Source organism: Enterococcus sp. DIV1090 (genome assembly GCF_050537975.1).
Taxonomy (GTDB): domain Bacteria; phylum Bacillota; class Bacilli; order Lactobacillales; family Enterococcaceae; genus Enterococcus; species Enterococcus faecalis.
In genome coordinates, this window is the sequence record NZ_CP172917.1 from 349,455 (window position 1) to 363,468 (window position 14,014).

Annotated in this window: 12 protein-coding genes, 1 tRNA gene and 1 other annotated feature; of the genes, 9 read left to right on the forward strand and 4 right to left on the reverse strand. The window is 36.6% G+C overall.

The window, feature by feature from the left end; all coding sequences use genetic code 11:
- Positions 1-29 precede the first annotated feature (29 nt).
- Positions 30-1,316 (forward strand): TPM domain-containing protein, encoded by a 1,287-nt coding sequence (locus IGL48_RS01780; RefSeq protein WP_010824387.1) that lies wholly within the window; start codon positions 30-32, stop codon positions 1,314-1,316.
- Positions 1,317-1,355: 39 nt separating this feature from the next.
- On the opposite strand, the gene nrdF is transcribed toward IGL48_RS01780, so the two are convergent.
- The 4 genes from nrdF to IGL48_RS01800 form a co-directional block, all read right to left on the reverse strand.
- On the reverse strand, positions 1,356-2,321 hold the full coding sequence (gene nrdF, locus IGL48_RS01785) for a class 1b ribonucleoside-diphosphate reductase subunit beta (RefSeq protein WP_002355357.1): 966 nt from the start codon (positions 2,319-2,321) through the stop codon (positions 1,356-1,358).
- A 200-nt stretch (positions 2,322-2,521) separates the two neighbouring features.
- Positions 2,522-4,681 carry a class 1b ribonucleoside-diphosphate reductase subunit alpha gene (gene nrdE, locus IGL48_RS01790; RefSeq protein ID WP_010777384.1) on the reverse strand — a complete coding sequence of 720 codons (2,160 nt, stop codon included), beginning with the start codon at positions 4,679-4,681 and terminating at the stop codon, positions 2,522-2,524.
- Positions 4,662-5,039, reverse strand: a complete 378-nt coding sequence (gene nrdI / locus IGL48_RS01795) for a class Ib ribonucleoside-diphosphate reductase assembly flavoprotein NrdI (protein ID WP_002355359.1) — start codon at positions 5,037-5,039, stop codon at positions 4,662-4,664. The genes nrdE and nrdI overlap by 20 nt, the downstream gene beginning before the upstream one ends.
- 1 nt (position 5,040) lies before the next feature.
- Positions 5,041-5,265: a redoxin NrdH gene (locus tag IGL48_RS01800; RefSeq protein WP_002355360.1), complete on the reverse strand. Its 225-nt coding sequence runs from the start codon at positions 5,263-5,265 to the stop codon at positions 5,041-5,043.
- Positions 5,266-5,780: 515 nt separating this feature from the next.
- Here IGL48_RS01800 and IGL48_RS01805 point away from each other — a divergent pair.
- The 8 genes from IGL48_RS01805 to tyrS all read left to right on the forward strand — a co-directional run bounded on the left by IGL48_RS01805 (position 5,781) and on the right by tyrS (position 13,926).
- Positions 5,781-6,254: a ferrous iron transport protein A gene (locus IGL48_RS01805; protein ID WP_002355361.1), complete on the forward strand. Its 474-nt coding sequence runs from the start codon at positions 5,781-5,783 to the stop codon at positions 6,252-6,254.
- Positions 6,251-8,401 carry a ferrous iron transport protein B gene (gene feoB / locus IGL48_RS01810; RefSeq protein WP_010824388.1) on the forward strand — a complete coding sequence of 717 codons (2,151 nt, stop codon included), beginning with the start codon at positions 6,251-6,253 and terminating at the stop codon, positions 8,399-8,401. Before IGL48_RS01805 ends, feoB begins: the two co-directional genes overlap by 4 nt.
- Positions 8,402-8,407: 6 nt before the next feature.
- Positions 8,408-8,545 (forward strand): hypothetical protein, encoded by a 138-nt coding sequence (locus IGL48_RS01815; RefSeq protein WP_002355364.1) that lies wholly within the window; start codon positions 8,408-8,410, stop codon positions 8,543-8,545.
- An 81-nt stretch (positions 8,546-8,626) separates the two neighbouring features.
- Positions 8,627-8,700: transfer RNA gene (locus IGL48_RS01820), tRNA-Lys, on the forward strand.
- Between the two features lie 280 nt (positions 8,701-8,980).
- Positions 8,981-9,856: an aldo/keto reductase gene (locus tag IGL48_RS01825; protein ID WP_002390484.1), complete on the forward strand. Its 876-nt coding sequence runs from the start codon at positions 8,981-8,983 to the stop codon at positions 9,854-9,856.
- A gap of 22 nt (positions 9,857-9,878) precedes the next feature.
- Positions 9,879-10,361: a VOC family protein gene (locus tag IGL48_RS01830; protein WP_002355441.1), complete on the forward strand. Its 483-nt coding sequence runs from the start codon at positions 9,879-9,881 to the stop codon at positions 10,359-10,361.
- Positions 10,362-10,526: 165 nt separating this feature from the next.
- Positions 10,527-11,972 carry a cardiolipin synthase gene (gene cls / locus IGL48_RS01835; RefSeq protein ID WP_002361214.1) on the forward strand — a complete coding sequence of 482 codons (1,446 nt, stop codon included), beginning with the start codon at positions 10,527-10,529 and terminating at the stop codon, positions 11,970-11,972.
- Between the two features lie 291 nt (positions 11,973-12,263).
- Positions 12,264-12,478: a binding site (T-box leader), on the forward strand.
- Between the two features lie 191 nt (positions 12,479-12,669).
- Positions 12,670-13,926 carry a tyrosine--tRNA ligase gene (gene tyrS / locus IGL48_RS01840; protein ID WP_002355444.1) on the forward strand — a complete coding sequence of 419 codons (1,257 nt, stop codon included), beginning with the start codon at positions 12,670-12,672 and terminating at the stop codon, positions 13,924-13,926.
- Positions 13,927-14,014 lie beyond the last annotated feature (88 nt).

Sequence of the window (14,014 nt, forward strand, 5' to 3'; positions counted from 1 at the left end):
TTGGGTTAAAAAGAAAGAAGTGAGGAAGGTTGGATAAAAAAGTCGAAAAAATTCAAGAAAAAGTTCGTTTGTTTTATAAAAAGCATCAGCGGAATACAGCGATTGTTGTGGTAATTAGTTTAAGTATGATTTTAATATTAGGAATGGCTGCTTGGTATGAAGGAAAGGGAATCTCCTATGAAGCAAAACAAACTGCACTGAGAGAGAAGCAACATGCCTTACAAAAAAAGAGAGACGATATTTTAGCAGGGAAAATGACTGAAGCGTCAACCCAGACAACAATAAATAACTTTTCTAAACAAGAAATAACTGGTGAAAATGAATTAGTGACAATTACTGGAACGAATGGGCAGTTGAACATTAATGATGCTAATATCTATGTTTCAGATAATGCAGGTATTGTCTCAAATCAACTTAAACAGAAAATGTTTCAATTGAATCAACAATTGTTGGAAAATGCGAATGGCGCACAATTTATGCTTATTACCGTTCCTGCGTTACCTAGTGGGGAATCTGTTGAATCTTACAGCAATAAGATTGCTAATCAATTAGGTGTAGGGGATCGTGAAAAAAATAATGGTGTGGTTTTTCTAATGGCAATTGAGGATCGCGAGTCTCGCTTGGAAGTTGGATATGGCTTAGAGAGTATTTTAACGGATAGCTATGCGGATGATATTATTAATAATGAAGAAGTAAAAGAGGCTTTTAGAGACGAGGATTATAATACAGGTCTCAATAAAATTATTGATCAAGTATCGGCTGCAATCAATTCAAAAACCGCACAAGTGGATAATGAATTAACAAATATACAAACAGAGTTAAACACTAACACAACGAAAAGAAATGTTCTTTTAATGGCAAGTATTGCTGGGATGCTCATTTGTGCTATTTATATTTTACAAATTTTAAGAACAAGAAAACTTGTTAAAAAAATGTATCAAGATTATTTGAATTGTTTACCAACAAAGGCTGTCCTAAATAACTCAGAACAGACAAAGAAAGTATTAAATAAGATGAAAAAGACTTCTTTTTATTGTTTATATCTTAATGGAGCAACGTTATTTGCCACAAAAGGGAAAATAAGACGTGCCACTAAGCGTGGTTCTTTACTAAGTATATATCCAAATGCAAAAAAACAATCTTTTGGGCGTTTATTAGTAGGAGATACTTTATATAGTTATGATGGTAGTGTTTTGACGTATGCTTATTTAAACTCACAATACAATCCGTCTAATCATAGTAGTTCTGGTAGCGGCAGTGGTGGTTCATTCGGTGGCGGCTCATTCGGCGGTGGCGGCGCCTCAGGAAGTTGGTAAAATAAAAAGCTAGAAACGTTAATCGTTTCTAGCTTTTTGCTATTTATCTAAACCGTAAAGATAGTCATCATCTTTCATGGCTTCAACTGTTCCTAGTAAATAGCCATTTCCTACTTGGGAGAAGAAGTCATGGTTGCTAGTTCCTGTCGAAATACCATTCATTACAATCGGGTTCACATCATTGGCTGTATCCGCAAATAAGGGATCCATACCTAAGTTCATTAAAGCTTTGTTGGCGTTGTAACGTAAAAAGGTTTTTACTTCTTCGGTCCAACCTAAGTCATCATATAATTCTTCTGTATAACGTTCTTCGTTTTCGTACAATTCGTAAAGTAAATTATACATCCAGTCTTTTAGTTTATCTTGCTCATCTTCTGGTAATTCATTAAATCCTAATTGGAATTTATAGCCAATATACGTGCCGTGCACTGATTCATCACGGATAATCAATTTAATAATTTCAGCGACGTTCGCTAGTTTATTGTTTCCTAAATAGTAAAGAGGAGTGTAAAACCCAGAATAGAATAAAAACGTTTCTAAAAATACACTAGCAATTTTTTTCTCTAACGGAGTACCGTTTTTATAAATTTCGTTAATCCGTTCTGCTTTATATTGCAGATGTTTGTTGGTATTTGTCCACTCAAAAATATCATCAATCTCTTTTTTTGTATTTAATGTACTGAAGATAGAAGAATAACTTTTGGCATGGACAGATTCCATGAATTGGATGTTATTTAAGACGGCTTCTTCATGGGGCGTCCGCACATCATTTCTCAGTTGATCCATGCCGCTTTCTGATTGAACAGTATCTAATAAAGTTAAACCGCCGAAAACGTAGCCGACAGTAGTTTTTTCTAAATCGGAAAGAGTCCGCCAATCATCTAAGTCATTGGATAACGGAATCCGTGTATCTAACCAAAATTGTTCGGTTAATTTTTCCCAAGTGGATTTATCAATGACGTCTTCAATGGCGTTCCAGTTAATTGCTTCATAATACGTTGCCATGGTTATTCCTCCTGTATGCTGGGACAGCAGTCTGTTTGACTAGTTGTCTCGTTTCTTCGCTTAAAACGTTCTACAGAGTCCAAATAGGAGCGTGCAGCCGTTCTTCTTTGTCCAGTATATCTGAAAATGTCCTGTTTAAAAAGAGAACATTCCTAAAAAATAAGACGCTCAAGCAGAACGCCTTATTTAAGTGCTTTTCATTAAATCACGCAAGACTCACATTGATTGCTGCCAATTTCTTCAGCATCATCTGTAAATGTACGAATATAGTAAATTGATTTAATCCCTTTGTTAAACGCATAATGACGTAAAATGTTCAAGTCACGGGTTGTTTGTTTTGGTGTTTCTTTCCATTCATACAAGCCTTCAGGGATTTCTGAACGCATAAACAAGGTTAAACTCATTCCTTGATCAACGTGTTGTTGCGCTGTTGCGTAGACATCAATCACTTTGCGCATATCCATGTCGTAAGCAGAAGTATAGTAAGGGATTGTATCATTAGCTAAATAAGGCGCTGGATAGTAAATCTTACCAATTTTCTTCTCTTGACGTTCTTCAATCATGCGAGTAATTGGATGAATGCTGGCACTAGTATCATTAATATATGAAATTGAACCATTTGGCGCTACGGCTAAACGATTTTGATGATAAAGACCATCTTTTTTCACAGCATCGCGTAACGCAGCCCAATCTTCAGCCGTTGGAATCTGAATGTCTTTGAAGATTTCTTTCACTTTATCAAATTTTGGTGTAAAGTTGCCTTCAATATATTTATCGAAGTAAGCACCAGAAGCATAATCTGATTTTTCAAAATTATGGAAGACTTGGTTACGTTCTTTCGCAATTTGGTTACTTTCCATTAAAGTCCAGTAATTTAATAACATGAAATAAATGTCTGTAAAGTCTAATGATTCTTCAGAGCCGTATTCCATATGATTTTTAGCGAAGAAGGTGTGTAAGCCCATTGCGCCTAGTCCGATTGTATGGCTTAAATGATTTCCATTTTGGATAGTTGGCACGACATCAATTTCAGAAGCATCTGTTACAAAAGTTAACGCACGCGTCATAGCGCGGACAGATTTTCCAAAGTCAGGACTTTCCATTAAATTAACAATGTTAGTTGAACCTAAGTTACAACTAATATCTGTTCCTAAAACTTCATATTCTTGTTTCCCATTAATAACAGAAGGCGTTTGAACTTGAAGAATTTCAGAACATAAGTTACTCATGATAATCTTGCCATCAATCGGATTGTTTTTGTTAGCAGTATCAATATTGATGATATAAGGATAGCCAGATTCTTGTTGTAATTTAGAAATTTCATTTTCTAAGTCACGGGCTTTAATTTTACGTTTACGTATGTTTGGATTGGCCACTAGGTTATCATATTCTTTGGTAATATCTACATAGGAATAAGGCACACCATATTCACGTTCCACACTATAAGGACTAAATAAATACATATCTTCGTTGTTACGTGTTAATTCGTAAAATTTATCTGGAACAATAACACCAAGAGACAACGTTTTTACACGGATTTTTTCATCAGCGTTTTCTTTTTTAGCAGATAAGAACATTTCAATATCTGGATGGAAGACGTTTAGATAAACCACACCAGCACCTTGACGTTGACCTAATTGGTTAGAGTAGCTAAAGCTATCTTCAAATAATTTCATAACAGGTACAACACCACTTGCTGCGCCATCATAACCTTTGATTGGTGCGCCCGCTTCACGTAAGTTTGAAAGAGTAATTCCTACGCCGCCGCCGATTCGTGATAATTGAAGGGCAGAATTAATTGAACGCCCAATGCTGTTCATATCATCTGTTACTTGAACTAAGAAACAAGAAACCAATTCACCTCGACGTTTACGCCCAGCGTTTAAGAAAGAAGGTGTGGCTGGTTGATACCGTTGATGGATCATTTCATCCGCCAATGTTAAAGCCAACTCTTCATCGCCATCCGCAAAATACAAGGCATTAAAGGCAACCCGATCTTCATATGTTTCTAAATACTCTGTTCCGGCGTTGTTCTTTAAAGCGTATTGAGAATAAAATTTATAAGCCGCCATGAAAGACTTGAATTGGAAATGTTGTTCATCTAAGAAAGCATATAATTTTTCAATAAAGTCCATTGAATATTTTTCGATGAATTCAGTTTCAATAAAATCTTCTTTCATTAAAAAGTTGATTTTTTCTTCAGCAGAGCTGAATTTACGTGTATTCGGTTCTACATTTTCTTTAAAGAAGGCTGCGAGTGCTTCTTTATCTTTATTTAAAGGGATTTGACCATCAACAGGACGGTTAATCTCGTTATTCAGTTTGAAATAGCTGACATCTTTAATTTCTTTTAGACTCAATTTCTTCCACTACTTTCTTAAAGGTCTCCACGTCTTCGTCTGTTCCGCTAAACTCAAAGGAGTATAGAAGCGGAACGTGGTAATCGCGGGCAATATCTTTGGCGGTATAGACAAATAATTCAGCAAAATTACGGTTGCCCCCACCAGCTACACCAACTAACAGTTCTTGATTACTTTTATAATCAAGAAAGTCATTCACTACCTCTGTAATTTCTGCATCATAGGTAGGAATGACAAGAATAAAAGGCTCATTTATTTCAAAAAAAGGATTCGCTGGCTCAAGTTCATAAGCAGGCAAATCCAATTTTTTAATAAAGCGCCTTGTTTGACCGGTGACTGAAAAATAAACAAGTTTCATCTTAGCTAGCCAATTGTTTTAATTGGTCTGGACGGAAGCCAACAACGGTTGTTGCTTCAGATGTGATTACCGGTACGCTTTGGAACCCTTGTTCTTTTAACCAGTCGATAGCATCTGGTTGTGCGTCGATATTGATTTCTTCAAAAGCGATGTTATTTTCACTTAGGAAACGTTTCGCCATTTTACATTGGATACAGTTATTTTTTGAAAAGATTTTTACGTTCATTGAAAGTTCCTCCTCTTTTTTTCTACATAGACTAGTATAAATCTATGTAGAAAAAAGTCAACACTTTAACACTATATATTGTGGTGCGTTTTTCTCATAATACTAGTTTTTGTGTTTTTGAAAGAAAAATGAAAACACGTGAATCCTCGTTTTTGGGAGAAAAAACACATTGGTCAGTGTTTGACAAACAAAAAAATTAAAATTTTGAAAGAGAACATTTAGTGAAAAAACACTAAATATTGTGTTGACATTTGAGTTAGGCACAAGAAGAAAAAATAAGCGGATTTGTTATTGAATGAGTGGAATTTTATAGTAGCTAGTAACATAAAAAACAAGAGCTGACTTTTTTTTTCAAAAATGGTAACCTGAAAAAAGTGTCTCTATATAGAAGGAAAATAGAAGAAAACAGGAGATACATCCAGAAATTCATTGACTTTCCGTGTAAGCAAGCGTATTCTTTTAATTGAGAACGATTCTCATTTTCGTTTGAAACTTTTTCACATGGAGGAAAGTAAATGATTACGTTAGCGCAGGCAGAAGTTGGGAAAGTCTATACAGTCGAAAGCGTCCAAGCAGATGTTCAGACAAAGAAACATCTGAACAATTTAGGTGTCGTTGCAGGCCAAGCAGTTGTCCTTGTCAATTATCAGAATCAAAATGGTATTGTTTTATTACATAATAGTCGAATTGCGCTGACAGATACGATTTTACAAGCGATTCATGTGGAGGAGCGCTCGGCGAATGAGAAAGTTTGGGTCTCCTTAGATACCTTGAAAGTTGGAGAACGCGCTACAATAGTAGGGATCCACGGACAAGGAGCGGTGAAACGTCGGTTGATGGACATGGGCTTAACAAAAGGAACAGTAATTTTTATTCGCAAAGTAGCTCCTTTAGCTGATCCAATTGAAATCAATGTACGTGGCTACGAACTAACGTTACGAAAAAGTGAAGCGGAACTAATCTTGGTTGAAAAGGAGGAAAGCGAATGACTCAGCAAATTGCACTAGCCGGCAACCCTAATAGCGGTAAAACGACAACGTTCAATATGTTAACAGGAGCCAACCAATATGTTGGAAACTGGCCAGGGGTGACTGTGGAACGCAAAGAGGGGGTGGCAAAGAAAGATAAGACACTCATTATTCAAGATTTGCCAGGGATTTACTCTCTTTCTCCTTATACGCCTGAAGAAATTGTGGCACGAGATTATCTTTTGGAGGACCAACCTTCAGTGATTTTGAATATTCTCGATGTGACCAATTTGGAACGGAATCTTTATTTAACAACACAATTAATTGAAACTGGATTACCGGTTGTTTGTGCGTTAAATATGATGGATTTGTTGGAAAAAAACGGCCAAACATTGAATAGTGAAAAGTTAAGTTATGGCTTAGGCGTGCCTGTCGTTGAGATTAGTGCTTTGAAGAATCGTGGGTTGGATCATGCTTTAAAACAAAGTAAGCAGCGAGCGAATGCCATAGAGACAGAGGTTATTTATCCTTCTTATGATAATCGCTTAGAAGCAGCACTTGCTGAAATTGTTGATATTTTAGGGAATACTGTTCCTGAAACGCAACAGCGTTGGTATAGTTTAAAACTTTTTGAACGAGATGTTCGAACCAAAGAGCAATTATTATTGAGTTCTTTTCAAGAAAAAGAAATTGAAGAAGTCATTCAAATTACTGAAAAAATCTTTCAAGATGAAAGTGAAGCGATTATCATCAATGAACGCTATGCCTTTATTGCTCGATTAATTGCTTTGTGTGCGACGAAAAAAACAGAAATGACATTTACTCACAGTGATAAGATTGACCGAGTGGTAACCAATCGGTGGTTGGCGTTGCCAATCTTTGCGTTTGTGATGTGGTTGGTCTATTACTTGTCTATTCAAACGGTTGGTACAATGGGGACAGACTGGTTAAATGATGTCTTTTTTGGGGAATGGGTTCCTCAATTTATGGGAAATTGGTTGGCGCAATGGCAAGTAGCGCCATGGATGCAAAGTTTAATTTTAGATGGGATTATTGCAGGTGTTGGGGCGGTGTTAGGCTTTTTACCACAACTGGCCGTCCTGTTTTTATGTTTAGGTTTTTTAGAAGATTGTGGCTATATGGCACGGATTGCCTTTGTCATGGATCGTTTGTTTCGGAAATTTGGCCTATCTGGTAAGTCGTTTATTCCGATGTTAATTGCGACAGGTTGTGGGGTCCCAGGCGTGATGGCTAGTCGAACGATTGAAAACGAACGCGATCGGCGAATGACTATTATGGTCACGACTTTTATGCCGTGTTCAGCGAAGTTGCCAATTATCGCTCTGATTGCAGGTGCATTTTTTCCTAACCAAAGTTGGGTCTCGCCCTCTGCTTATTTCTTAGGGGTTGCTTCCATTGTGTTATCAGGAATTGCTTTAAAAAAGACCAAGCATTTTTTGGGAGATCCAGCACCATTCATTATGGAACTTCCCGCCTATCATTTGCCACAGCTTAGAAGTGTGGTTCGGCATGCCTATGAACGATGTCGCTCATTTGTAAAAAAAGCAGGCACGATTATTTTTGTTTCCAGTATTCTCATTTGGTTCATGTCCCATTATTCTGTGACGTTTCAACCCGTTCCAGAAAGTCAAAGTATTCTAGCATTTCTAGGTAAAGGGTTGGCGGTGCTATTTATCCCATTAGGCTGGGGTAATTGGCAAGGGGCAGTTGCCACAATTACAGGATTGATAGCGAAAGAAAATATTATTGGTACCTTAGGCATTTTATTTGGCAATGTGAAAGATGTTTCTGAAAACGGGGTAGAAGTCTGGGGCGCACTGCAACACACCTTTACGCCAGTCGCGGCCTATTCGTTCTTAACTTTTAACTTATTATGTGCACCTTGTTTTGCTGCAATTGGCGCAATTCGTCGTGAAATGGGAGACCTCAAATGGACATTAGGAGCCATTGGTTATCAATGCGGTTTGGCTTATATGGTTAGTTTTGTGATTTATCAATTGGGCCATGTATTAGTCGAAAAAGGCACACTAACTCTGGGGACTTTTTTAGCGATGGGTGTTGTTTTAGCTGGATTTTATTTCCTTATAAGAAAACCAAAGCCAGGCAAAGAAAGTGTCCAAGCAATCACTTCTTTAGAAAGAGGGTAATAACGGATGGCAACAATTATTTTATCCATTTTAATTTTTGGAACAGCAGGAATCATCACCTATCGACGAATCAAAAAAGGGGAAAGTTGTGAAGATTGTCAAACAGCTTGTCCTGTAAAAAAAGAACAATCTTCACAAGAATAACAACTGAAAAAAATTCCCTCTTGTATAAATAATAGCGGAGTGCTACAATATTGAGGTAGCTGAAAAGCCATTTTATACAACGGGGGCATAGCTCAGTTGGTTAGAGCATCTGACTCTTAATCAGAGGGTCTAGGGTTCGAATCCCTATGCCCCCATTGGGTGCCAAACCCACGAGAACGGTATTCTGTCGGCGTCTTAGGACGTTTCGAAGACGGAGTACGCGTTCTCTTTTTTTTACATAAAATGTCGTGTGTCGTGAGAGATACACTAGTTAAATCGCTTAAAGAATGCTACGCTTAGAAGAGCGAGAAAGTACGTTATATAAAAAAAGTTGAAAAATTTTTCAGGCTAAAAAAGCGAATTTAACAAAAAGCGCACTTTTTGGTTCCTATGAAACGAAAAAGTACGTACTATACAGCATGTACGGCACGGTATATGATGATATCAGAAAACGTTAAAGGAGCGAATCAAATGATTACATCACTAGCAGATACAGTAACATTAAACAACGGCACTAAAATTCCAGGAATGGGTCTCGGGGTATTCCAAATACCAGATGAAGAGACAGCAAAAGTGGTCGAAGAAGGGATTATCAATGGTTATCGTTTAATCGATACAGCGCAAATCTATGGCAATGAATCTGGCACAGGAGCGGGAATTAAAGCAGGCTTAGCGGCAACTGGTTTGAACCGTGAGGACTTATTTGTTACCTCGAAAGTTTGGAACGCGCATATTTCCTATGATGAAACAATTCAAGCTTTCAATGATAGTTTGGAACGTTTAGGTTTAGATTATTTAGATTTGTATTTAATTCATTGGCCAGGAAATAATTCTTACAAAGAATCATGGCAAGCTTTAGAAACTTTATATGCTGAAGGAAAAGTGAAAGCAATTGGTGTCAGCAACTTCCAAGTTCATCATTTAGAAGATTTACTTTCTTATGCAAAAGTTGTTCCGGTAATTAACCAAGTGGAACTACATCCAAAATTGGATCAAAAAGAAGTGCGTGATTTCTGTGAAAAACATGATATCAAAGTCCAAGCTTGGTCACCATTGATGCAAGGTCAATTATTGTCTAATGAAACCATTTTGGCGATTGCTGAGAACCATAATAAATCAGCAGCGCAAGTGATTTTACGTTGGGATATTCAACAAGATATCTTATTAGCCGTGAAATCTGTCCACAAAGAACGGATGATTAGCAATGCAGCGGTCTTTGATTTTGAACTAAGTGCAGATGAAATGGCACAAATTAACCAATTGAATGAATCGTTACGTGTGGGACCAGATCCAGACACGTTTGATTTCTAAAAATTAACTAGGAGGAGATACAATGAGTGAAGCAGTTAAAGGTTTTTCAGTAGTCAACCACGTGGGGATTACAGTCAGTAATTTGGATGAATCAGTAAAGTTTTATGAAGCATTAACAGGAACAAAAATCGCAAATCGTGATGAAATTGGTGGAAAACGGATGGCCCAAACACAAGGGTTAGATGATACATTAATCAAGTATGCCAATGTGCATCTAGAAAACATCAATATTGATTTATTAGAATATGTTAAACCAAAATCAGAAAAAGCTTCTTATTCCAACGAACAAATTAGTGCAATGCATATGTGTTTCGAAGTGGAAGATATTGATGCAGCTGTTGCACGTTTAAGAGCGATTGGCGTAGAACCTGATGGAGAGCCGATTACATTCCAAGAAGAAGATGGCTTGAAGAGCGGTTTTGGTACAGGGGTTGCTTACTTTACCGATCCAGATGGTACAAATTTAGAATTGATTGCTCCTAAAGGTCCATTTACACGAAATTAAGTTAAAAGACTTTCAAACAAACATCAAAAAGACCCCCTCATTCTAGTATCACTAACTAGAATGGGGGCTCTTTTTATTTTTTGAGACAGAAGTCGCTAAAGAAAAGATATTCCAAATCCGTAATTGATGGTATACTAAAACGTAACAAATAAAGGAGGAAGACAATTGATTCTTAGCGTCTTAACAGTTATTTATTTTATTAATGCAATTATTGCGGGAATTACCATTTTGTTAAAACCTCGAGATGTAGCAGCAATTTGGGCATGGCTACTCGTACTGATTGCTCTACCCGTTTTTGGTTTTTTCTTATATTTATTCTTTGGGCGCGGTTTAACCGACAAAAAGAAATTTTATTTGCAACAAAGTGATTTACGGGAATTAGAGAATTTCCAGAATTTCCAAGAAGAAAGTTTTGAACTTTATAGTCAAAAGATGCCGACGGAGGAGCAACAACAGTTTACAGACTTTTTTTCCTCGTTAAATAGGATGCCTCTGACTAAGAAAAATGATGTTGAAATTTTTACGGATGGTACGGAAAAATTCAATGCGTTGATGGCGGATATAAAAAAAGCTCAGCACTCCATTCATATTGAATATTATGCCTTTGTAACGGATCATATCGGCACCAAAATTTTGAACTTATTAGAAGAAAAGGCGGCTGAAGGGGTTGAAGTGCGGTTGCTTTACGATGCCTTTGGCTCAAAGGGCACCAAGGTTCATCATTTGAATGAATTGAAAAAAAACGGCGGTTTTGTCCAAACATTTATTACTTCTCAAAAAGCACTTCTGAAGTTTCGTTTGAATTATCATGATCACCGGAAAATTGTTGTTATTGACGGAAAAGTAGGCTACATTGGCGGCTTTAATGTTGCCGATCAATATGCTGGAACGACTAAAAAGTTTGGCTATTGGCGGGATACGCATTTACGGATTCAAGGGCCAGCAGCCTCATTACTGCAAATGCGTTTTTTAATGGATTGGAACGTCTCTTCCCCTGAGAAAAATCGTGTGGCGTATCAATTGGATTATTTCTTTAAACTTGAAGCATTGGTGCCAGAGGCAAATACATCCATTCAGATGATTGCCAGTGGTCCTAACAGTGACCGTGAACAAATTAAATTGGCCTTTATTAAATTGATTACTTCTGCCAAGAAAAGAGTCTGGATTCAAACGCCGTATTTAGTTCCTGATGACAGTGTCTTGGCTGCTTTAAAGGTTGCTGCGGCTTCAGGAGTAGATGTTAAAATTATGATTCCAGATAAGCCCGACCATCCGTTTATTTATCGAGCAACACAGTATTACGGCCGCTTATTGATGAAAGAAAATATTGAAATTTTAATTTATAACGGTGGTTTCTTACATGCGAAAACAATGATTATGGATGATGAAGTCTGCACAGTTGGTTCAGCCAATCAAGATATCCGAAGTTACAAATTAAACTTTGAAGCAAATGCTGTGTTATATGATAAAAAAATCATTGATCAATTAGAAGCAATTTTCTTAGAAGATCGAAAAAAATGTACAACAATGACTCCAGAAGTTGTTCGCGACATGTCAAAATGGTTGATTTTTAAACAACAAATTTCACGATTATTTTCACCAATTCTTTAAAACTGTTTTTCACAAAATGACGAACTTCTGATCAGAAGTTCGTCATTTTTCTTCGGGAATTCTATAAAAGTATAGAAAATCACAAAAAAAGTCAAAAAAATTTTAAAGAATATTTTTTAAATTTTTTCGTTATTTTTTTATCTTTAGTTGCTTTTAAAACAAATAAATCTTATTGTGAATTTGTTATTTTATTTTTGTGAAAAAGGGACATCTTTTATAAAAGTAAAAAAAATTAAGCAAAGAGTGTTGACAAAAAAAACGAAAAGGAATATGCTACATGTACAAGTTAAATACAAAGCAATGACAGAAAAGCAGTAGAGAAATAACCACTGTTACAGAAAGCTAGTGGCGCTGGAAACTAGTACACGTTATTTATCGAATTACATTCTTGAGCTTCTGCCTACAGGGCACGGGTAACAGCGTTATTTGTTAAGAGGTATATAGTATTTTAAATAAACTAAACTATGTATAAATTTGGGTGGTACCACGAGAAATTCGTCCCTAAGTCGTTTCGACGGCTTAGGGATTTTTTGTATTCTTTTTTTGAATACGTGGCAGACCAAAGAAAATTTCGTGAACCCGTGTATACATAGAAATAAACACGGAATATCGTGTAAAAACAAGTGTGTTAATCGTTTGTTTCGTTAAATGAACGATTTCCTATAAAGAGATAATTATAAATATGGAGGGTGATAACATGAATATCATTGACGAGCTAGCATGGCGTGATGCAATCAATCAACAAACAAACGAAGAAGGACTAAGAGAACTTACAGAAAATACGAGCATTTCGCTATATTGCGGTGTCGATCCAACTGGAGATAGCATGCATATTGGACATTTAATTCCTTTTATGATGATGAAACGATTCCAATTAGCAGGTCATCACCCATACATTTTAATTGGTGGCGGAACTGGAACAATTGGTGATCCGAGTGGACGAACAACTGAACGTGTCTTACAAACGATGGAAGCTGTGCAACATAATGTGGACAGTCTTTCAAACCAAATGAAAAAATTATTTGGTAAAGATGCTGAGGTAACAATGGTGAACAACTACGATTGGTTATCAGAACTATCTTTATTAGATTTTTTAAGAGATTACGGGAAAAACTTTAATGTCAACACGATGTTGGCAAAAGACATTGTCGCTAGTCGTTTAGAAAGTGGCATTTCCTTTACAGAATTCACATACCAAATTCTTCAATCAATTGACTTTTACACATTGCATAAAAAACATAATATTCAATTGCAAATTGGTGGCGCTGATCAATGGGGCAATATCACTGCAGGATTAGATTTGATTCGTAAAAAAGAAGGACCAGAAGCCAAAGTATTCGGGTTAACCATTCCTTTAATGCTAAAAGCAGATGGTACAAAATTTGGGAAAACAGCGGGTGGCGCTATCTGGTTAGATCCTAAGAAAACCTCACCATTTGAATTCTACCAATTCTGGTTAAACCAAGATGATCGTGATGTCATCAAATACTTGAAATTCTTTACTTTCTTAGATAAAGAAGAAATCGATGCGTTAGCTGAAAAAGTTGAAAAAGAACCAGGTAAACGTGAAGCACAAAGACGCTTAGCTGAAGAAGTGACACGATTTGTTCACGATGATGCAGCATTAGAAGAAGCGCAAAAAATTTCAGAAGCTCTTTTCTCAGGCAATATTAAAGACTTAACGATTGAGGAAATCGAGCAAGGGTTAGAACATGTGCCAACTGTTGAAATTACCAAAGATGCTAAAAACATCGTAGATTGGTTAGTTGACACAGAAATCGAACCATCAAAACGTCAAGCTCGCGAAGATGTGAGCGGAGGAGCTATAAGTATTAACGGTGACCGAGTTACCGATTTAGATTTTGCAGTCGATCCAACACAACATTTCGATGGAAAATTCGTTGTTGTACGGAAAGGGAAGAAAAATTACTTTTTAGCAAAAGTAATGGATTAGAAATTGATAATAATTTCACGAAGAGAAGACGTGTGATTATTTGATCAAAGTTAAAATTCTATTTCTCCTTACAGGTAGTGGTGAAACC

What these genes read in the sequence shown, in the direction of transcription:
- IGL48_RS01805 (WP_002355361.1), top strand. Translation starts at nt 5,781, where the DNA reads ATGATTACGTTAGCGCAGGCAGAAGTTGGGAAAGTCTATACAGTCGAA.
- IGL48_RS01830 (WP_002355441.1), top strand. Translation starts at nt 9,879, where the DNA reads ATGAGTGAAGCAGTTAAAGGTTTTTCAGTAGTCAACCACGTGGGGATT.
- IGL48_RS01825 (WP_002390484.1), top strand. Translation starts at nt 8,981, where the DNA reads ATGATGATATCAGAAAACGTTAAAGGAGCGAATCAAATGATTACATCA.
- IGL48_RS01815 (WP_002355364.1), top strand. Translation starts at nt 8,408, where the DNA reads ATGGCAACAATTATTTTATCCATTTTAATTTTTGGAACAGCAGGAATC.
- feoB (WP_010824388.1), top strand. Translation starts at nt 6,251, where the DNA reads ATGACTCAGCAAATTGCACTAGCCGGCAACCCTAATAGCGGTAAAACG.
- IGL48_RS01800 (WP_002355360.1), bottom strand. Translation starts at nt 5,265, where the DNA reads ATGAACGTAAAAATCTTTTCAAAAAATAACTGTATCCAATGTAAAATG.
- nrdF (WP_002355357.1), bottom strand. Translation starts at nt 2,321, where the DNA reads ATGGCAACGTATTATGAAGCAATTAACTGGAACGCCATTGAAGACGTC.
- nrdI (WP_002355359.1), bottom strand. Translation starts at nt 5,039, where the DNA reads ATGAAACTTGTTTATTTTTCAGTCACCGGTCAAACAAGGCGCTTTATT.
- tyrS (WP_002355444.1), top strand. Translation starts at nt 12,670, where the DNA reads ATGAATATCATTGACGAGCTAGCATGGCGTGATGCAATCAATCAACAA.